Source organism: Frankia sp. AiPs1 (assembly GCF_023716945.1).
Classification (GTDB): Bacteria; Actinomycetota; Actinomycetes; order Frankiales; family Frankiaceae; genus Frankia.
On the sequence record NZ_JAMQQF010000071.1, the window covers coordinates 1 to 19669 of the forward strand.

Below are 19669 nucleotides of genomic sequence, written 5' to 3' on the forward strand. Positions count from 1 at the left end.
CAGTCTCCTTACCGCCGGCCCGACCTCCGCGATCGCTGCTTAGCGTTGTTTTTTCGCTGGAAGCTACGGGCGGGCCAACATGGCCGGTGCCGGGGTCCGCTGGACCGGCACCGGCCCAGACCGGCGGATGGGCGGTAGCCCCACCCGGGACGCGACCAAGGCCGCGTCCCGGGGGTGCGGCGGTCGCGACAGGCCGACATCAGCACCGGCCCTAACTCCGCCATCACGCGGCGTCCAGACCGGATGCCTTCCCCTGGTCCTCGCCTGGTCGGGCACTCACGCAGGATCAAGGATGGTGTTCCAGGCTATGTCGAGGAGGGGGTCGAGGACCATCGCGTTCACGGGGCCGAAGCGCTCATGCGGTCGCGGCGGCGGCGCGCCGGGCGGAGGGTACGGGCGCACGGACAGGCCGGTGACGCCCGCGGCTGCCGCCGTCCAGGCCAGCAGCGCTGCGGGCAGCGGTTCGATCGGCACAGGCACCGCAATGAATCCCGTCGGCCGCAGATGCCGCGACCACAGATCCATCCGCACCGTCTTGGCGAACCCGGGCGAGCCCGGCCCGGTGCCGGCAGGGCCGTTCTGGTCGACCAATGCGGCCATTACCTCCGAGTCGTGTGTCCAGCTGCGTCGGCTGGAATTCATCGACCCGATGACGAGGGCCTCGTCGTCCACAAGCACCATCTTCGCGTGGACGTAGGCGTGTGGACCGGTCGACGTCCCGTCGTCCCCCACTGCCTCGAACACCAGGAACCGGCCCGGGAAGGCTGCCGCGATGGGATCGATGAACGCCCGGCGCCGGAACGCCACGTCCGGCAGGTCCTCGACGCTGTCCTCCGCCGCGATGACCACGATGCCCGTGCTGCCGCGGGTCAAGGCGGACCGGATCGCGGCCCCGAGCCGGGGGTCCCCCACGAAGTATTGGTCCTCCATGAAGAAGTAGCTCCGCGACGAAAGGATCGCGTTGGCGGCGAGCTCGCTCGCGGTGCGGATCGCCTCGGGGAAGGGGAGTCCCGCGGAGTATGTGTGACCTACCTGGACGCGTACCGGCCCCCTGGAGACGGCGGGTACCGGCGCCGCGGCGCGCTTCAGCGGGTGCGCCGCACCGTCGGGATGTGCCGTCCATCGCTCCACGAACGTGTTCAGGACCGGCTGGGCGCCGGGTCCCCTGATCCGAACGGAGACGTCGAACAACGGCGCTCCCTTCGAGACGGGCAGCAGCCGGTCGTCGGTGAACTCCATCCCGCCGATGTACGCGAGGAGTTCCGTGCCGGTGTGGACGACCACGATCTTCTGATGGTGCGAGCCGAACTTGGCGTGGTTGCCGTCGACGAACGCGAAGCTGTTCGGGAGCGCGCGGACGGCACCGACGGCGATCGGGTTGTTGACATTCGGCTTGACGAAGGCCTTCTGCAGCGCGTCGAGCGCCAAGGCGGTCATGGGATCCCGTGCCAGCGGACCGGCCGCCTGGAGTAACGAGCCGCCTTCCCACAACTGCATGGCGACCTCGGCGCCCTTGCCGTTGCCGGTGACCTCGGTCAACGCCTGCCGCAAAGACCGACCCCCGGGGAAGGCAGCCAGGTCGATCTGGCAGTTCCAGGAGGACAGGTAGACGAAGCCGCCGGGGCCGACCTGGGCCAGGTCATCGGCCAACGACGCGAAGAAGGCATCGCCGCCCACGAGCAGGCGCACGTCACTGCCCTCGGTCGCTGCGCCGAGGTGATGGGTGGGGTCCGGGGGGAGACGGAACCGGTCCAGGCCGACGTCGCCGGGTGGAAGACGATCGACGCCGGCCGGAGCCAGGACCAGCGTGCCCGCGGTGAACGGGAACGCCGTGCCGTCGGCGTGCTGGAACGGTCCGGCGATCGGGGCTCCCGGCGGATCCCCGGCCGCGGCGTCCGACAGCCACCGGTCGAGGACCGCCTGCGGTATGGCCACCGCGGGAGCATCGTCGGTCCACAGCACCGCGCCGAGGCTGCCGACCAGGGCTATGACGTCGCCGCCGGCCGGCAGCGGTCCAGGTTCCCCCGCGGGCGCTCCCGCCCTGCCGCTGGCCAGTTCCGCCAGCGCCTTCAGCGGGACCGACACCACCTCCCCGCCGCTAGTCTGGACGAGCGCGGTGGTCTCGAACGGCTGGGCGACGACGCCGCCGGGCAGTGTCACCGCATCACCGGTGGGACGGCCGGCCGTATCCGCAGGACCGCCGGCGGCGAGCCATGCGTCGGACAGCGGCTCAGGTATGGCGCAGGTACTCGCCCAGCGGAGGCAGACGACGACGCCGTTTGTGTACGGGACTATGACGACGTCATCGCCTTGAGCGCCCTGTTCGCCCGTGCGAGCTCCGAGGCCGGCTGCTGCCGCGGTCTCGTCGAAGCGGCCGTAGCCGAAGACCCCTTCCAGGGCCGCCAGCGTCCTCGGGCCGGGGTAGCCGTCGACAACGCCGGCTTCGGTGCGGATGTCGAGGGCGGTCTTGAAGGCCAGGGAGGCCGCGTAGGTGGCCGGCCCCCAGACGCCGTCCGCCCCCGAGGGCCCGAGGTCGAAGCCCAGCTGGGCGAGGGCGGACTGGTAGTGCCGGACCGAGTCGGCAGGCGCGACGTCGCCAGGCCGGTCCCCGAGGGTAGCCTCGGCGTTCAGCACTGAGGTGAGGACGGCGTCACCGGTGAAGAGCGGTGCGGTGAAGGACAGGCCAGCTTCGGCGCCGTCCAGGACCTCCGGCGCCGCCAGCGGTGGCCCCAGCGGAATTGTCTCCGCGAAGACAGTCCGAGTCCCGGTGGGCACGAGCTCGGCCATGACCACGGCCTGGGCTGGCGAGGCCGGGTCGGCACGATAGCGCTCCTGTTCGGTGACGACCAGGCGCAGGCCCGTGCCCGTGGCGTCCTCGAGCAGGACCTCGCCACGCCAGAGCACGGCCTGCGATGGCTCGGCCGCGGCGCCGCCGGCGACGGTGGCGACCTGGTCGGGCGCCCGCTCCCAGCCGAGGTCGGGACCGCGCTCGGGCACGGACCGCTCGACCGTCACCTCGATCTCGGTGCGGAAGGACGGCGCGGCCGGGAAGAACGGACCATGCGGCCGGGCGGGTGCGACGCCGGTGACGGCGACGACGCGCCGGTGCGGGTCATCAGGCAGGGTCGCTACGGTCACCGCCCGGTCGGGGCTGAGCTGCAGGTGATCGACGACGACCGACGGCGAGATCTCCCGGTCGGTCAGTGCGTGGGCCTGGTAGCGGACCAGCACGAGGCGCACGAAAGGCGTGTACGCCTCGCCCGCGTCGAGGACGACGTCGCTGAACCACCGGTCACCGGGCGCGTCGAAATGCACGGCGTGCGCGGCGACGTCCACCACCCGGTCCAGGTGCGGAACGCGGACCGCCTCCCCTACGGCCAGCGCCTCGGGGAAGGACCAGGCGCGGGGGGCTTCGGGCGAGAGGGCGCCGCCGGCGTGCAACGGGTCGAGGCCCCACAGGCTCACCGCGTCTCTGGCGGTGCACAGCCGGTCGCCCAGTGCCTCGGTCGCGGGCAGGCAGACGACGCCCAGCAGTTCGCCGTCACCGCTGCTGAACCAGGGCCGCTCGAGATAGACGCGGATCGCCCTTCCCCGCCGCACGCTCGTGCGGACGTCGGTCGTGTGCTCGCGCTCCCAGCCGAAGGCCGGGACGACGTCGGCGACGACCGGCGCGTCGGGGTTGGCCGAGGCGGGCAGGTGGATTTCGGCGGGTGCCCCGACCCGGGAGGTCGCGGTGCCCTCCGGCTGCCCCGCGGCGTCGCGGGATACGGTCTCGGCCTGATACCTCACGACGTGATGTCGGGTATCCCCGATGGCGTGGGCAAGGTACACGGCCTGGTCGGCGCCTACGCCCGCGATGCGGGCTGTGCCCGGCCACGCCAGGGCGTTCTCGGCCACGACGAGCGCCGGCTGCGCGCCGGGGGTGGCGATGACGTCGCCGATCGAGACCTTCTCCGGGACCTCGACCTTGCCTATGACCTCGTCATGTTGCACGCGGGTGGGCTCTGGCCGGCTCGGGTCGTCTAGCGGATCGGACCAGGCGGCCCGGACGGTGACCGCGCCCGTGCTGGCCAGGTCGACGAGCAGGCCGCCGCTCAGTGAGGCGGTCGTGGCCTGGGCGGCGCGGGCGACGTCGAGCGGCGCCGTCCCGGGGTCGGGTGCCGAACCGGTGAAGGGGGCCGAGAACCTCGTGAACCGAGGGACGCCGAGCGGCTGGCTCACCCGGTGCTCGAGCCGGAGCATGCTGGCCGGGGTGAGCGCCCAGTGGCCGCCCTCCAGCGCGAGCCGGGTGATCGAGGCCCGCTTGGCCATGCTGCCGGTCAGTCGCTCCCCGGCCCCCGCCCAGTCGCCGAGGGCGCCGGCGCCGCTCAGGTCGGTGTCGAGGCGCCGCGCGAACCACTCCCACACTCCCAGCAGCGAAAGGTCCGCGGGATCGAGCAGCGTGCTGACCCTGACCTCCGTACGGCGCCCCTTGGGCAGCATGACGTCCAGCGTGCGTGAGGCGGCGTCCCACACGGGTAGGCCTACCCCTTCGGCGAGCCGGAGGGAGAGGGGCACCGGATCGGGCCACGTCCCACCGAACCGCAGGACGACGACGCCGGCCTGCGCGCCTGCGAAGGGCAGCGGGTCTTTCTGCTCGAACGTCAGTGTGCCGTCGCCCGCGACGGTACCGAGCCAACCGTCGGGTACGCCGGGCAGACCGCGCAGCGCGATGCCGCGGGCGAGTGGGTCGGTGAGGTGCGGGACCGCCGGACCGGTGGGCGAGACCCGGTCGGTGGCCACGTCGCGCGCCGCGAGCAGGGCGTGCACCTCGGCGGCTGGGAAGAGGCGGCCGCTCGCGTCGTCCAGACAGCCGTGCCGTTCCACAAGGTCGACGGTCGCCTTGGGAGGCAGGAACACAGCAGTTGCCGTCGCGGTCGAGGCCACGCCGTCGAGGTCGGGGGTCAGGTTGCGGCTGTCGATCGCCAGCGTCGGGCGGCGGTCAGGCTCTCCCGCCCCCGGCTCTGCCGCTGCGGGCTGCAAGGTGGCGACGACGGGCGCGGCGACCGGTTCGAAGCGCAGGTAGCGCCGTCCGGCCGGTTCGGGCGGCAGGGCCGGCAGGTCGCCGCCGTCCCCCGGTCGCAGCCCGCCCCCGCCAAGATCGACCGCCCTCAGTCGCATCCGGTAGCGGTCCCCGAACCGCAGTCGTGGCAGCGAACGCGGCTGCGGCGTGCTGGTGACCGACAGCGGCGAGGTCGCCGGCGGCGCTCCCTCGGGCTCGGTCCCGGCGTCCTGCGCAGTGACCTCGCGGCCGATCGGCGCGTAGGGTCGTGGCGCGCTCAAGCTCCACCCGGTCCAGCGCACGACGGCCTCGGCCGTGTCGAACGTGCGCGGCGTTCCCGGCGGACCGGCCGGCCGCTTGGCCGCGGTGAGTGACGCGGTCGAGAAGCCCTCGTCCTCCGCGGGCCAGGGCACACCGCCGATGTCGTACGCCAGGCGACGCAGGTGCAACGAGCGCCACTCGGCGGTCGCGTCGTGCCAGACGTCCACCCGGTAGCCGTGCGTGAGGTGCGCAGCGGTGAGCACCTCCTCGACGCCGCCGCGAACGGCGGCGTCGAGGCGGGCGGCGCGCTCGAACGCCAGGAGTGCCTCGGGGGCGTACAGCAAGGACGTGACGGCGAACCCATCGGAGCGCAGCGCGGGCAGGCCCACCTCGACGCCCGGGTCGGCCCGGCCCCCGACCGGATCCCGCTCGGCGATGTTCAGCGCTTTCGTCAGCGCGCCCTCAACATCGAACTGCACCAGCGACCACAGCGCCGGATCGAGGAGGGCGGCGCCGTGCGCCACCCCGCCGCGCATGGCCCGACCGGCGAACCGGGTCGGAGCTGGGAGGAAGTCCTGCGGGTCCACCGCGGTCCGGGGCAGTCCAAGTTGCTCGTCCTCGGCCGGGAGGAGGGACCAGCCGCGCACTGAAATGGTCGGGAAGGCCTCACCCGGATTCACCGCGGCCAAGCCCGGCGCATCGGGCGGGAGTTCCAGTTCGATCACTAGCCCGAGGGCGCGCAATAACGCCGGGTGATGCGTGAGCGTGCCGAGGACGCCGTGCACGTCGAGACGGTCCCGGGTGTCGGCGGGGTCGGGGCGACCGGGCCACGGCCGGTCACTGCGATCGGCGCGGCCCGGCAGCCGCATCGCGCGGAACCGGTCCAATGCCTCCTGGCGCGAGGGCGGATCCGCCGCCAACGCCTCCCGCATGCGCTGTTCTCGCAGCTCGCGGTCTAGAACGCCGAGGCCCGGGTCCGCCCAGGTCAACCTGTCGCGTTCAAAGCTCTGGAGGCCGGCGCGGTCGTCGGCCCGGCGGCGCTGTCCGACCAGTTCGTCCAGCTCACGGGTCGTCGGCGGGCGGCCTGGGCTGCGAAGCCCCATCGTCGTGACGAGGTCCTCGACGGTGCCCGCGAGCGTGCCCGTGGGGGAGCTGCGCACGGTCGACCCACGGTGGTCCTCGAGCACGAAGTCCTCGACCGCCAGCTCCGGACGGAACAACGCTTGCCATAGGTCCGGGCGCAGCCCGCCAGTCGCGGTCTGAGCGGACCACGGCCGGCCGGCCAGTTCGAGGTCGATGGTGGGCGCTGCATCGACGAGCCGTTGCGTCCAGGTCAGCAACCCCGGCACTTCGGCGAGAGTACGTGCCCCGGACAGTCGCGGTAGGACGACGACGTCGACCCGACGGGGGTCAGCACCGCCGGGGACGGCGACGAGAACCAGGGTCGTGGGCATCAGGCGAACGCCTCCGCGTACTCGTCCCAGTCGCTGGGGGCGACCAGCATGGCGAAGTCGGGATCGCCGCCGTCTACCCCGAACGACCGCTCTACCGTCATGGTGACGGATTTCGACACGGCGATGATCGAGACGCTGACGATCACTTCGGCCGAACCGTGAATCTTGTTCCTTGTCAGGTCGTAGCCCAGTTCGAGCCGGAACACCACGGACACGGTGACGATGCCGAGCACTGAGACGAACCCGGAGGCCTCGAAGAACCCGCCCAGGACGGCCGACGGTTTCGCCCGGTCGTATGTGAAGTAGAAGCCTGCCATGATCCGCACGCCGCCGGAGGCCACGCCGATGTCGAGCTGGAACTCGCCACCGAACTCGAGGGCGGCGTCCAGCGCCTTGATGCCCTCGGTGTCGATCTCCAGTTCCAGGTAGCCACCCCCGCCCAGCAGGCTGATCGTGAGGACGAACGGGTGGTGGCGCTCGGCAACCGCGAACCGCAGCGACGGGCGCCCGTCGACCAGCGGCAGCAGCACACCGGTGCTGAGGCGTACGTCGTGCAGGGCGAACACGGCGAGGGGGAACGGGGGCAGGGCGATCGACTCCTCGACCTTGACCGACACCCCGTCGACGGAGATCTTCGGGCCGCCCGGGCCGCCGAGCAGGCTGGAGAATTCCTGCAGCTTCTCCTGCACGGCCGCCAGGAAGGCGAGCGGCCCGACGAAGTCGATGTGACCCAGGTGCACGTCGACGTCCGCCCCGGCGCCATCGGCGCTGGCGAACCGGAATGCGTCGATACCGACCTCGACCGCTCCGGCAATCGTGATCGTCAGGTCCCGTACGACACCGGCAACGGTCGTCGCCCCCCGACCCCCGGTGAGTGATCTGCGGATCGTCGCCCGAACGGCGAGGCCTGCCCCCGACCTGTCGACCTCGACCATCGGGAGGTGGATCGTTGGGCCGCTGATCGACGGCGCCCACGCCAGCTCCGTGACGACGGCGTCGGCGAGCGTGCCCGACGGCTCGAGGCGACTGGTCAGCGTGGGTGCCTGCATTCCCGGATCGCCCGGGTTGACCAGGTCTTTGAGCTTAAGGACGCCAAACAAGGTGGCGGTGTCGGGGAAGAAGGCAGCGGGGTCGAACCCGGCGCCGACGGCCGAAGCGACGGTGGGGCCCAGTTCGCGTGACAGCGCGCTCGGGGCGAACTCGGGGACCGCGACCCCTCCGCTGGCACCGGCGGTGAGCCCCAACCCGGCAAGCCCGCCGGGGGAGGGCATCACGGCGGCCCAGATCCCCTGCCCGACCAGCCCGTGGCTCACGTAGTTGGCGTCGAATCTGATGCTTCGACCGGCGTGTTCGGGGCCGGAGATCCGGGCGATATCGGGCACCTGCACGGCCGCCTCCGCCACCTCGGGGATCCACGTGTCGGGCCCGTTCGCGCCGGCGTCCGCCCGCAGGGTCATCGCGTCGACGACAACAGTGGTTTCCCTGCTCCCCGACGCCCGGGCAGTGGCCAGCGCAACGGGCTGGTTGCCCACGTTGGCCGCCGGCGAGGCTTTCGAATACCCGGCGGCAACGGCCGCCAGCGCAGCGGCATCCCGCCACAGGGCCAGGCGGACGAAGACGAGCGGCGTAGTAAAGGTGAATCGGCCACCGGCCGCATCGAGGCCCGCGCAGCTGAACAGCAGCGGGACCGACGTCGAACCGGCCGCAACCTTCACCCAGAACGCACCGGGCGCGATCTCGCTGTCCTCCGGCCGGGACAGGTGCGGCGTGACCGTCGTCAGCAACTCCAGCCGGTCACCAAACGGGAACGCCCTCGCCTGCGGGGCGGTCAGCGGCAGGGTCCGCACCCGTTGCCGGACCGAGACGTAGCTGTACTGGTAGAGGTTCGCCACGGGGACGCCGCCCGCCGCCGTCGTCCGCTCGATCCTCCGCTCGGTCACCGTCACGTGCACCGCGCGGTGCCCGAACGGGAAGAGAGCGCCTTCCTCGGCGACGACAACGCGCTGGTCGCGGCCGAACACGGCGTCGTGGGACCAGTAGCTGAGGTCCGTGCTCTCGCCACCCGGACCGCGCGGGCGATGCACGAGGTCGACGTCCGCCTGGGTCGCGAGCTGGGCGAACACCTGTTGCCCGTGGAGGTCGAGGACGTCCGCGAGGATCCGGTCGCGTTCGGGACTGTCCAGCCGGAGCCCATCCGCCACGAGCCGGGCGCCGGGCGGGCCCAGCTTCGAGATGGCGTCCTCGAGCAACGCCCGCACGTCGTCCAGCACGTCCCCGGTCGCCGCGTCGACCGACTCCCACGAGCCGGTGGACCGCAGCGACGCGCCAAGCGCTGAGACCCAGAGCCGGCTGGCTTGGGCTGGCACCGGCCGGTAGGGGCGCGAAACCCGCCGGACGACCGTGTCACCGAGCCACCGTCGCAGCGGGCCCTCGACGGTGACCTCCTCCACCGCCGAGGGGGACCCGGCGACAGCGTCGAACCGCCCCTTGACGTAGCCGGCGAAGCCCGAGGTGAGTACGACCAGCTGGTGGCGGTCGCCGGGTTGCAGCGAGGAAAGGAACGGGACACCGCGCGCTGGGTCCTGAAGCCACGGCCGATCCGACGGTCGCCAGTCCGGCGACCACACGGCCCGGACCGGCACGGTCCCCGACTGGTCCGCCGGTCGGAACGCCTCGCCATCCACGACGCCGAGAACGCCTCGCCACAGCTCGGTGCGCCCCGCACGAGAGGTAGCAGAGTCTGTCGTGCTCCACGCACTGCCCTGCTCCGGGGAGAGCCACAGGCGCCAGGGGAGCTCCAGAGCCGTCTCATGGGCGAGGGGCGGCATGATCGGCGGGGCATCTTGAGCGCCGGCCCGGGAAGCGGGTGGGACCACAAGGTCGAACCGGTGCCACGCCAGGAGGGCGTCGAAGGTCAGCGGCAACGGCAGAAGTTGCGGGGGCACCGAGAACACGAGGCGGCTGGGCGAGGCCAACCGCGAGGAACTGAGCCCGGCGGCGTCAGGGGGTTGCGACCCAGAGGCGAGGAACTTCTCCGGCGGGCCGCACCCCTCAGGGCTGGAGTCGTAGTACGCCTCCTCAGCGAGGTGCTGGGGAGGAAGCCGGAACACCAGCAGGCGGGGTTGCCCCTCGGGTTGCCCCTCGTCGGCGACCGCGAGGACCGCACCCCTGGGCGTCCGGACCACACCGAGCCCCACCAGTTCGACTTCAAGCAGCAGAAGGTCGTCCGGTCGCAGCATCCGCAGCGTCTCGCCCATAACAGCCCTCGTCTCGTCATGCCAAAACGCCGGGGATACGTATCACCACAGCGCTGGACGCGGAGACCACCAAGGCCAGCCCCTGCGAGCGCTTTGGCCCAGTCTCCTCCATCGGAAGTTGGGGCCGCTCGGCCCGGACCTCGATCCTCTCGGCGACGACGACACCGGCGAATTCGATGCGGTCACCGAATGGCAGCCACGAGGACAAGAAGACTGAAGGGCGCTGTGGCGCTGTGAGTGTCGGGCAAGCAGCGCTATTTCCGCCCGCGTGCAGAGGAGTATGGGCATCCGAGTCGTCCACCTCGGAAATCGACGTCGATCGCCACCTTCGTCCAATCCTCTGCCGCTGTCGCGGTAAAGGCGTACACCTCACTTCCGGATGCGGCGATCATGCTCGGTCGAACACGGGAGGACATCGGGAGTGCGCTGCTCGGAGCGTAGCGGCTCTGTCGCGGTAAATCCGCAATTTACGGCGACAGAGCCTGACGGTTCGCGCTCGCTCGCCGCACCCTGTCGGCCTGCCAGGTCGGGCTGACCGGCCCCCACTGAAATCGAAGACCGTGGAGGAGCTGGCCGGGCTTCCTGGGAGCATGGCGCGCGAGTCATCCCGACGGTCGAGGAGCGAGCGGTGCCCACCAACTTCCTGACCGAGGATCAGCGCAAGCGCTACCGCCAGTTCACCGGGATGGCCGAGAAGCGCTTATGGGCCACGCTGGCCGCGGCGCCCACCCCGCAGCAGGCGCAGCGGCTGCAACAGATGGTCGTCGTCCCCGGCGGGCGGCGGGTCTCGGAACTGGACCGGCTGCGGCGCTCCCCGCGCGACATCTCGCCACGCGGGGTGGTCGAGGCCCTGGAGCGGTACGACGCGCTGAAGACGTTCGGCGGGCCGACCTGGGACCTCTCCGCGATCCCGCCAGGCCGCATCCAGGCGTTGGTGCGTTTCGCGAAGGCCGCCCGCGCCCAGGCCGTCGCGGAGCTTGGCGGCCACCGGCGCCTGGCCACCCTGGTGGCGTTCGCCGCGGTGATGCCGTCGTCCGCGGCTCAGGGTGAAGTTTTGCCCGCTGGCTGCTTGGCGGCGAGCTCGCCGAGGAACCCGGTGGGAGCGTGGCCGAGCAGCTCGGTGACGCGGGTGATCTTCGGGTCCCGGAAGTAGGAGCCGAGTACGGCTTCGCCCTCGCCGCGGGTGTTCCAGCGCGTGACGATCACGACGTGACCGGGGTCCGCCAGGTCGCGGATGACGTCGTACCCGGTGCAACCCGTGGTGGCCGGCATGTCAGCGCCGATGGCACGGGCGAGGTCCACGCCCTCCTGCGCGGACTCGGGCGAGAAGCGCAGGTCGAACACCGACGAGACGGCCATGACGGGACCTCCAGCGACTAGTACGTCCATACTAGAAAACGGTAACTAGGATGGCCGTACTAGTCAAGGCTGCCGGTGAGGGCTCGCAGCAACACCGACGCGCTCTGCTCGAAAAGCGCGACCGTGCCGGCGGCGCGGGCCAGCACGAGGCTTCCCTCCAGGAACGCGACCATCACCTGCGCGGTGGCGCTGGCCTGCGACGGGGGGACGCCGACGTGGCGCAGCCGCGCTGCGAGGACGTCGATCCATGACCGGAACGCCGTGTCCGCCGCGGCGTTCAGCGCGGACTGCGCCGGTGACGCCTCCACCGTCACCGCCGCCACCGCGCAGCTCGTGCCACCTGCCGCCTTCGCCACGACGGGGCTGATGAGCGCGATGAAGCTGCGCAGCACAGCGTCCGGATCGTCCCCGCCGATGCTGGCGAACTCGGCCCGGACCCGGCGACCCGTCCAGGCGACGGCCTGCTCGGCGAGGTCGTCCTTGCCGCCGGGGAAGTGGTGGTAGATCGCCCCGCGTGCCGCGCCGCTCGCGGCGAGGACGTCGGTGAACGAGGTCGCGGCCAGTCCCCGCCGGCGCAACGACAACGCCGCCGCCTCCGTCATGCGTTGCCTGGTGTCGCCAGCCATCAGCACCTCCACTCGTACGACCGTCCTAGCGTAGAGCGCGGTACGACCGCCTGATCGCGCACCAAGCGGCATCACGCCTTCGTCTGGTCGGCGTGAACGGGCCGGTGCGGGGAAGGTGTCCTGCCGATTGATGCCGAGGGTCACCGGTCGGTTCGCACAGCCGTGGAGGAAGACCATGATTTCCGGGTCGGGGCGCGTGCGGGACTTTCTGGACCTGATCAGCCCGGAGAACGTCGAGGCGGAGGGTGTCCGAGGACGGATAGTCGCGGAAGGCGTCGGGCTCCTCATGCTCAGTGTGCTGGTCGGGGTCGGTGCGCTCGTCGGGCTGCCGTGTGGCCGGCCCGTCGTCGGCGTCCTGGTCGGTCTCTGCGTCGCCGGCGGCCTGCTGGTGTCCTGGCTGGCGTGGACGATCGCCTTCTATGTACGCAGGGGTCGACGGGACCGTCAGGCGCAGCGCGGGGGAGGGGGACCCGCTGGCATCGGATGACATCCCCCTCGCGTGAACGCGGGGATTCACGGCGACCTCCAGACTCCCCGACTGGGTGCACCGGAACAGCCAGTCCCGTTAGCCGACTGCCTGCGAGCGGCATAGCGTGACTGTCCGTCCCATGCTCGCAGGCGTTGTCCCGCTGTCGCGGCAGCCGGGAGACCCCCTCGACCTCTAGATCATCGCTGTATGCGGCCGGTGACACGTTTCTTACCGGCACCCCCCTTCCGCGCCGCCTGGGGCCCGGTGAGGATCGACGGTCCCACCGCCCGGAACAACTCCCTCGGGCCCTCAACGAAGGCCGACAGGTCCAGCTCCCCGCATCGGTGCCGGAGTTTCTGGCGTGCCGGTGACCTTCGAGGGTGCCCCGAATCGGGCCAGGAGGTGCCACACCTTCTTGATGGTCTGGGGGTCGTGGCGGCCGGCACGTGCAGCATTTCCGACGATCCGAGGATCGAGCACGCCGTCGACCGCGATCTGCGTGCCCACGTCGACGTGTTCCTGGCCGCGGTAGCCGGGATGACGGCGGAGTTCCTCGATCTCGAGTCGGAAGCCGGGATGCCACTGCACCGAGCAGCCAAGACGCCCAGCCGCAGCCTCGACGATCGTGCCTCGGTAGCAGGGGTCCAGGACCAACGCCTCCGCATGGCGGTGCAGCCGGACTGGCCCGTGCACCTGCGCCTCGATGTAGTCGTCGAGCTCGTCCTGATGATCGGCGCGGGCAAGCTCGACGAGCCCCATGCGGGCCGCGACACCGAAAGCCGAAGGTTCAAGGAAACTGTCCGGATAGCAGAACGTGGTCCGCGCCAGCGTCTCGGCAGCCAGCCGGAAGTGGGCCGAGCCGAAACGTAGCGCCCCGCCGACCGGCCTGCGACGGAAGTTCAGCGCCCCGTAGACAGGCCGCTCATGAACGGTCGCCGCGTCATAGGCCCCGGCGAAGATCCGGCTCTCCCAGAGCCACCGGTCGCCACCTGGATGCGCGGTCAGTCCACCGTTGCTTGTTCCCGTGACGAACTGCGAGCGGTAGACGCCGTCCTCGGCCATGGCGTCCAGAATCGGCTTGGCGTGCACCAGACGGTCCGGGTGGAAGTTCAGGGTCACCCGCAGCGTCGAGTCCATCGGAGGACCCGACGCCAGCTCCGCAACATGACGAAGGGCCCGTTCCTGCGCTGTCCGAGAAGCTGTGGAGCTCATCGGCACAGTGTTCCCCAACGTGATCAATCGGTGCACGTCGCGCAGTGGGCGCAGGTCGGCGGCCGGAGTGGAGACGGTGAAGCTGTAGCGGCCGAGCACGATGAGGTTGCGGTGCCGGGGCGGGGAAGGCCGGGCGATGTCCTCGTCCCGGATCTCGTGGCCAGCGGCGCGGAGCCGGGCGACCGCAACGTCGACGTACCGCGTCGTCCACAGCACCACGGCGTCGAGGACCAGGCCGAGCGCGCCGAACTGGTCCTCCATCCCGTCCCGGTACGCCCGGGTGATCTGGCCTGTATCAAGAAAGAAAGGAAGGCCATGGCTGTCCGCGAGGGAGGTCCAGGCAGTGAGCGCGTGGGACGCCCGGTTGTATGACAGGGTCGCGATGCCGCAGCAGACCTGGGGTGAGGAAGTCGTGCGGCGGCTGCCGCCCGACGCCTGCGCCGGGCCGGCTGTCATCCTCGACGCCGGCTGCGGGTCCGGACGCGTGACCGCCTCGGTGCTCGACCGCTTCCCGGACGCGACGGTGATCGCCGGCGACGTCTCACCGAGCATGCGCGAGCGGGCGCAGCAGCGGCTGGCGCGCTATGGCGATCGCGTGCGGGTCGTCCCGCTCGATGTGGCGGACGACGCGATGCTCGCCGTGCACGACGGGCGGCTGTTCGACGCGGTGCTCTCCACCGGAACTTTCCACTGGATCCGCGACCACGCCGCGATGTACCGGCGGCTGGCGGCCGTGCTGCGCCCCGGTGGCGCGCTGGTCGCGCAGTACGGCGGGGACGGCAGCGTCGCCGGGGTCCGCGCGATCGTCGACGATCTCGGGATCGACTGGCGGCGCTTCAACCACTATGCGGGCGCGCAGGAGACGCTCGGCTGGCTGCGCGATGCCGGCTTCCGCGACAGGTGGGCGTGGCTGGCGCCCGAGCCGGTCGACCTCCACGACCGTGAGGCGGCGGTCGCGTATCTGCTGGGCGGCGTGCTCGCGCCGTACGTCGCAGAGCGGCCGGCGGTCGAGCAGCGCGAGATCGCCGAGACCGTCGCCGACCGCCTCGGCGAGCCGCGCGTGCTGTTCGTGCGCCTCAACGTCCTCGCCCGCCGCGCGTGACACGGGACGACTTCGCTGACCATGGCCCCACTTCGCTGGTGGGGGGCAGCTGGTGGGGGACACCGGAGATCCCCGCCGGGGGTGGGGCATGACGAGGGCGGGGCCACAACTCGTCGGAACTCACGTGCCGATCACCGGCGGCGGAGCCGGCTTCATCCCGTGCAGGTGCGTCAGCGTCGGTGCAGCTCCGCGAGCATCAGGGTCGGGTCGTCGCCGGCCAGGTTGGCGCCGTTGGTCACGTAGACCCGCTGCCCTCGAACGGCGACGGCCGTGGTCCCCTGCATCCCGTCCTCGGCGTCGAGCAGGGTCTGGTGGGCGCCGTCCGCGTCCACCCGCACGAGTCTGCTGCCCTGGTTGATCGCGGCGAGGATCTCGGTGCCCCGACCGGTGAAGTCGAAGTCGTCGATTCCCGCCAGCCCCGTGGCCCGGATCTCGGCGCGCCCGCTGCCGCCGTCCCTGGTCACCGGGATGCGCACGATGGTGCCGTGGTCTGAGTTGCTCGCCCACACGGCGCCGTCGTGGATCTTCATGCCGTTGGCTCCGAAGAAGCCCTCGGGCGCCAGGGCCGGGTCCGCCGACCACACGGAAGCTTCGCCGCCGCGCACAGGCGCCCGCCAGATGCGCCCGCCGGTGGAGTCGGTGACCAGGAAGCGGTCCCGCTCGCCGTCGATGACCAGTGCGTTCGGGAAGGTGCCGGCGGGCAGCGGCACGACGAGCGAGACCGACCCGACGCCTGCGCCCGCCGCGTGATGGTCAACGCGAACGTTGACCGGTGGGGCCTGCGGGTTCTCGTCGCGGATGCCGGCGGTGGCGGGTTGCGTCGACCCCAGGGCTCGCAGGTGCATACGTCACGCTGGGAGCTTTCGCCGGTACCGCACGTCGCGAACGGTGATCCCGCCCACGACATCGTCGCGGATCACGCCGTCGGGCTCCCAGCCCTGGTGGGCGTAGAAGCGGATCGCGCGGGCGTTGGTCTCCAGGACCCACAACGTCGCCGACGCGAAGCCGGCCGCGCCGAACATGCGCACCGCCGCCGCCATCAGCTGACCTCCGACACCCCGACCCCACGCCGCCGGAAGCACGTAGAACGAGGCGACCTCGCCCACCTCCGTCGCATCCTGGTCGTGGTCGGCGCTGGGATGCAGGGAGGCGAAGCCGACCATCTCACCGGCCTCGTCGGCGACTAGGACGCCCCGGGCCGGCCACGCAGCCTGCCGCACGGCCGCCGTCCACCGCGGCACCCGCTGCGCCGGACGCAGCCCGTCGAGCAGCGACTGCGCCAACAGCCCCCGGTAGCCGACCTGCCAGGACAGCACATGCACCTCGGCGAGCCGCTCGATATCGCCGACGCCGGCCGGCCGAACAAGCACACCACGATCATCCCACCACCACGGGCGGGCCATCGCCCGTTTCGGGCGTGGTCCTCCCGGCCTAACCCCCGATCGCACCGCTCGCTTAGAGCCGCTTTGCCCCTGGAGACTCGACCCGAGCCGTCGAGGGCGGCGCCAGCGGAGGTCAGGCAGCCTCAGCCGATCGCTGTCCCCTGGGTTCGCCTGCCCTCAGGCCCGGCGGGCCTGGATGAGCCAGGCTGCCGAGTCGTACAGGACGCCTCGTTCGGTCTGGTGCCCAGCCAGGTCGGCACGCAGATCGTCGAACGCACGGCCCTGGGCGCCGGGGTCAAGGTCGCGTACCAGTCCGGCATGCTGGGCGGAGACGAACCGGAACGCGTCGTCGGGGTCGCGGCCGAAATACATGGACTCGACGAGGCCCTCCATCTGTACGTCGCAGAACCCGGCCGCGTTCAGCAGCGACCGGATCCGGGTGGGGTCGTCCAGGGCGAACGGGCTCGGCGCGTCAGACGGTGGGACAGGTATGTCACGGCCGGCGGCCAGGGAGGTGAAGAAGGCCTGGAGCCATTCGTTGCGCTCGAACGGCTGCCAGGTCAGCAGAACGATGCGCCCGCCGGGTCGCAGGGCGCGCGCGAGGTTGGTGAAGGCGGCGACGGGATCGCCGAAGAACATCACCCCGTGCCGGCTGACAACGACGTCGAAGATTCCGGTGGGAAAGGGGTGGATCTGCGCGTCGGCCTGCTCGAAGGTCGCGTTCGTGACGTGCTCGCGTTCGGCGCGGCGCCGCGCCAGCCCGAGCATCGCCGAGGACAGGTCCACACCCAGGACAGACCCCGCGGCGGCGCAGCGGGCAGCGTCCAGAGTCGTCCGCCCGCCCCCGCAACCGACATCGAGCACGGTTGCCCTCTCATCGATCGCCGCCGCGGTCAGAAACCGGTCACGGTATGCGGCGACCCCCTCATCGAAGCGGTCGGCGTGGGAGACCCAGAAAGCGCCTCCCTCGCCGTCCCAGCTGGCGAACTGGGAGGCGTTCGACGCGTCGACGCCGACCTCGGTGACCATGGCGCCCACTCTGTCAGAGCGCAGGATGCGCGGGTGAACACGGTGCCCATCAGCACGGGACGCGGCTTCGCCTAGGGCGCAGCAGGTCGTCGGGTCCACGAGCTGTTTGCGGGGCAGCACCAGAAAAGGGTTTGGTCCGCCATGGGCGAAGGGTCAACAATGATCAGGTGATCAGGTGATCAGGTGATCAGGTGATCAGGAGCCCGATGGTTCGACCGGCGACAGCCCGTTGTGGATCGCCGGGATTCAGGACGGCGACAGGGGCAGCCGCGAGGGAACAACCGTGGGTGGGCCAGCCGGGCGGCACCGGCAGGTGCGTTCGATGACCCAGCTAAGGGCGCTGGTGGCCGACGACTGGCCGGTGTGGCGTGCGCTGAGGCTGGCCGCGTTGGCCGACGCACCGCACGCGTTCGGCTCCCCGCTCGCGGCCTGGCAGGGCGACGGCGACACGGAACGTCGATGGCGAGCTCGACTCGAGGCGGTGGCCGTCAACATCGTCGCCGACCTCGACGGTCGGCCGGCTGGCATGGTCAGCGGTGACCGGGCCGGCCTGGACACCGTCGAGCTGATATCGCTGTGGGTGGCACCGACGGCCCGCGGTCGCGGGGTCGGCGATCTGCTCGTCGCCGCCGTGGTCGAGTGGGCCGAGCAGGCGGGCGCCGAGAAGGCCGTGCTGCGGGTGTACGAGAGCAACCACCACGCGGTCCTGCTCTACCGGCGCAGCGGGTTCACCCGGACCAGCGTCGCCGCGGCGGTCCCCGGCGATGACCGACCGGAGTGGGTGATGCAGCGACCGCTGGCCGCCCGGCGCATTCCGCCAGGCGACCAGGAAGGCGGCCCGGTCGCCGCGCAACGGTTCGACTAGGCACGGTGAGCGTCGACCCACCGTCCGACGCCACGGCCGGGCGAGACATGACCACGACCGCCGCCCCGCCCTCGCCGACGGGCCGGGAAATCGGTAGGGACGACGCCATCCGGCAGATATCTGACTTTCCGGAGTTTGCGGGGTTGCGGCGCGATAGCGCTGGAATTTCCATCGGCGCGAACTTTGCGGACACACCCAAATCCGAAGGATGTGTGGCGCCAGGAAGCTCACTCCAAACCTCACGTCACAATAAATCTAATGGCAAGGTAAACCGTTTTTTTGGAGGGCGATCGGGAACGGTAACACGGCGACGAAAGGAGAGATGGTGACTCTTTCGAGAAGAATACTGAGTGTTGGTGTAATGGTGTTCGCAGTTTTCGCGATCGTCCTGGCAGGTACTACGGCGCAGGCCCAGCCGCTTGGTGTTCCAGAGGGCGGTGGTCAGCAGGGTGGCGCCTGGAACGGCGGTGGTCAGCAGGGTGGCGCCTGGAACGGCGGTGGTCAGCAGGGTGGCGCCTGGAACGGCGGCCGGCAGAACAGCGGCCAGCAGAACGGGATCTGGAACGGCGGCCGGCAGAGCGGCTCCTGGAACAGCGGCCGGCAGAGCGGCTCCTGGAACAGCGGTCGACAGAACAGCGGCCAGCAGAACGGCATCTGGAACAGTGGTCGGCAGAACAGCGGCCAGCAGAACGGCATCTGGAACAGTGGTCGGCAGAGCGGCTCCTGGAACGGCGGCCAGCAGAGCGGCGTCTGGAACGGCGGCCGGCAGAGCGGCTCCTGGAACAGCGGTCGACAGAACAGCGGCCAGCAGAACGGCATCTGGAACAGCCGCCGACGATAGCGCGGCTCACTGCCGTCAGTGTCGAAAATCCTCCTTCGACGGACGGTGAACGCTCCCCATCGGGACAGCGGGTTGTGGCGGCCGGGCGACTTCTGGTGATCGCGGCGTTCTCTGCGCCGTTGGGGCTCCAGATACCGGCCGCGACAGCTGCGCCGCCTTCGGGTTGTTACGTCTGCCGAGAGGGGGCGCGTCCCGGTGAGCTGGTGGTCACATGGCGTGGGTGGCGAGTCGGGCGAGCGCGGCGGCGCTCGGGCTGCCTGGTTCCGCGGTGTAGATCACGAGTCGCAGGTCGATGGCGGGGACCAGCAGGGTCTGGCAGTCCAGGTCGAGCTCGCCCAGCTCTGGGTGGCGCAGGTGCTTGCGCAGCATCGGGATGGGTTGCACGTCATGGTTGCGCCAGCCGGCGGCGAAGTCCGGGCTGTGCGCGGCGAACTCGTTGACCAGCTCGCCGAGCACGCGTTCGCCCGGGTGGCGGGCGCTGGCCACGCGCAGGTGGGCGGCGGACTGCCGGGCGAACTCGCCCTGCGCGCCGGGCGGTGCCGAGCAGACGGTGCCGCCCAACCGGATGGACAGGCGCACGGTGTTGCACTCCTGCGCGGGCAGCAGCCCGAAGTCGGTGATCAATGCTGCTGCCGCGGCGTTCCAGGCCACGATGTCCTGTCGCTCGTCGACCAGGTAGGCGGGTATCGGCCCGATCCGGTCCAGCAGCCGGCGGGCGTCGGCGGGCACCGGCGCCCGGTCGGTGTCCGGGCCGGGCGGGGCCTGCCCGGC

The 19669-nt window shown here is 71.2% G+C and carries 14 protein-coding genes and 1 pseudogene; 5 read left to right on the forward strand and 10 right to left on the reverse strand.

Features of this window, described 5'->3' with window-relative positions:
• Nucleotides 1–276 precede the first annotated feature (276 nt).
• Both ND748_RS09940 and ND748_RS09945 read right to left on the reverse strand, forming a co-directional pair.
• Entirely contained in the window at nt 277–6756 is a 6480-nt protein-coding gene (locus ND748_RS09940; protein WP_251745385.1) for a phospholipase D-like domain-containing protein, read from the reverse strand.
• The gene (locus ND748_RS09945) at nt 6756–10013 is read right to left on the reverse strand and encodes a hypothetical protein (RefSeq protein WP_251745386.1); all 3258 of its coding nucleotides are present in this window, start codon (nt 10011–10013) and stop codon (nt 6756–6758) included. Before ND748_RS09945 ends, ND748_RS09940 begins: the two co-directional genes overlap by 1 nt.
• Nucleotides 10014–10641: 628 nt before the next feature.
• Here ND748_RS09945 and ND748_RS09950 point away from each other — a divergent pair.
• A complete protein-coding gene (locus ND748_RS09950) occupies nt 10642–11166 on the forward strand; it encodes a hypothetical protein (RefSeq protein WP_251745387.1) in 525 nt (174 codons plus the stop codon).
• On the opposite strand, the gene ND748_RS09955 is transcribed toward ND748_RS09950, so the two are convergent.
• Both ND748_RS09955 and ND748_RS09960 read right to left on the reverse strand, forming a co-directional pair.
• Nucleotides 11055–11372 carry an antibiotic biosynthesis monooxygenase gene (locus ND748_RS09955; RefSeq protein ID WP_251745388.1) on the reverse strand — a complete coding sequence of 106 codons (318 nt, stop codon included), beginning with the start codon at nt 11370–11372 and terminating at the stop codon, nt 11055–11057. The genes ND748_RS09950 and ND748_RS09955 overlap by 112 nt on opposite strands.
• Nucleotides 11373–11431: 59 nt before the next feature.
• Nucleotides 11432–11998, reverse strand: a complete 567-nt coding sequence (locus tag ND748_RS09960) for a TetR/AcrR family transcriptional regulator (protein ID WP_251745389.1) — start codon at nt 11996–11998, stop codon at nt 11432–11434.
• A gap of 175 nt (nt 11999–12173) precedes the next feature.
• Between ND748_RS09960 and ND748_RS09965 the strand changes: the two genes are divergently transcribed.
• Nucleotides 12174–12485 (forward strand): hypothetical protein, encoded by a 312-nt coding sequence (locus ND748_RS09965; RefSeq protein ID WP_251745390.1) that lies wholly within the window; start codon nt 12174–12176, stop codon nt 12483–12485.
• 291 nt (nt 12486–12776) lie between these two features.
• On the opposite strand, the gene ND748_RS34995 is transcribed toward ND748_RS09965, so the two are convergent.
• Together ND748_RS34995 and ND748_RS35000 are read right to left on the reverse strand one after the other, a co-directional pair.
• Nucleotides 12777–13604 carry a DUF3626 domain-containing protein gene (locus ND748_RS34995; RefSeq protein WP_374215886.1) on the reverse strand — a complete coding sequence of 276 codons (828 nt, stop codon included), beginning with the start codon at nt 13602–13604 and terminating at the stop codon, nt 12777–12779.
• Between the two features lie 171 nt (nt 13605–13775).
• Nucleotides 13776–14135: pseudogene (locus tag ND748_RS35000) on the reverse strand (Tn3 family transposase); the annotation flags it as partial.
• Here ND748_RS35000 and ND748_RS09975 point away from each other — a divergent pair.
• Nucleotides 14023–14781 carry a class I SAM-dependent methyltransferase gene (locus tag ND748_RS09975; protein ID WP_251745392.1) on the forward strand — a complete coding sequence of 253 codons (759 nt, stop codon included), beginning with the start codon at nt 14023–14025 and terminating at the stop codon, nt 14779–14781. The pseudogene ND748_RS35000 and the gene ND748_RS09975 sit on opposite strands and share 113 nt — an antisense overlap.
• 170 nt (nt 14782–14951) lie before the next feature.
• On the opposite strand, the gene ND748_RS09980 is transcribed toward ND748_RS09975, so the two are convergent.
• The 3 genes from ND748_RS09980 to ND748_RS09990 all read right to left on the reverse strand — a co-directional run bounded on the left by ND748_RS09980 (nt 14952) and on the right by ND748_RS09990 (nt 17192).
• Nucleotides 14952–15626, reverse strand: a complete 675-nt coding sequence (locus ND748_RS09980; protein ID WP_251745393.1) for a hypothetical protein — start codon at nt 15624–15626, stop codon at nt 14952–14954.
• Between the two features lie 3 nt (nt 15627–15629).
• Nucleotides 15630–16151, reverse strand: coding sequence for a GNAT family N-acetyltransferase (locus ND748_RS09985; protein ID WP_251745394.1), 522 nt, complete (start codon nt 16149–16151; stop codon nt 15630–15632).
• A gap of 189 nt (nt 16152–16340) precedes the next feature.
• Nucleotides 16341–17192: a class I SAM-dependent methyltransferase gene (locus ND748_RS09990; RefSeq protein ID WP_251745395.1), complete on the reverse strand. Its 852-nt coding sequence runs from the start codon at nt 17190–17192 to the stop codon at nt 16341–16343.
• Nucleotides 17193–17514: 322 nt separating this feature from the next.
• On the opposite strand from ND748_RS09990, the gene ND748_RS09995 reads away from it, so the two are divergent.
• On the forward strand, nt 17515–18057 hold the full coding sequence (locus ND748_RS09995; RefSeq protein WP_251745396.1) for a GNAT family N-acetyltransferase: 543 nt from the start codon (nt 17515–17517) through the stop codon (nt 18055–18057).
• 361 nt (nt 18058–18418) lie between these two features.
• On the forward strand, nt 18419–18898 hold the full coding sequence (locus ND748_RS10000) for a hypothetical protein (protein ID WP_251745397.1): 480 nt from the start codon (nt 18419–18421) through the stop codon (nt 18896–18898).
• A gap of 207 nt (nt 18899–19105) precedes the next feature.
• Here the strand turns inward: ND748_RS10000 and ND748_RS10005 are convergent.
• Nucleotides 19106–19669, reverse strand: a 564-nt coding sequence (locus ND748_RS10005) for a transcriptional regulator (protein ID WP_374215885.1), incomplete at its 5' end; no start/stop codon positions are given.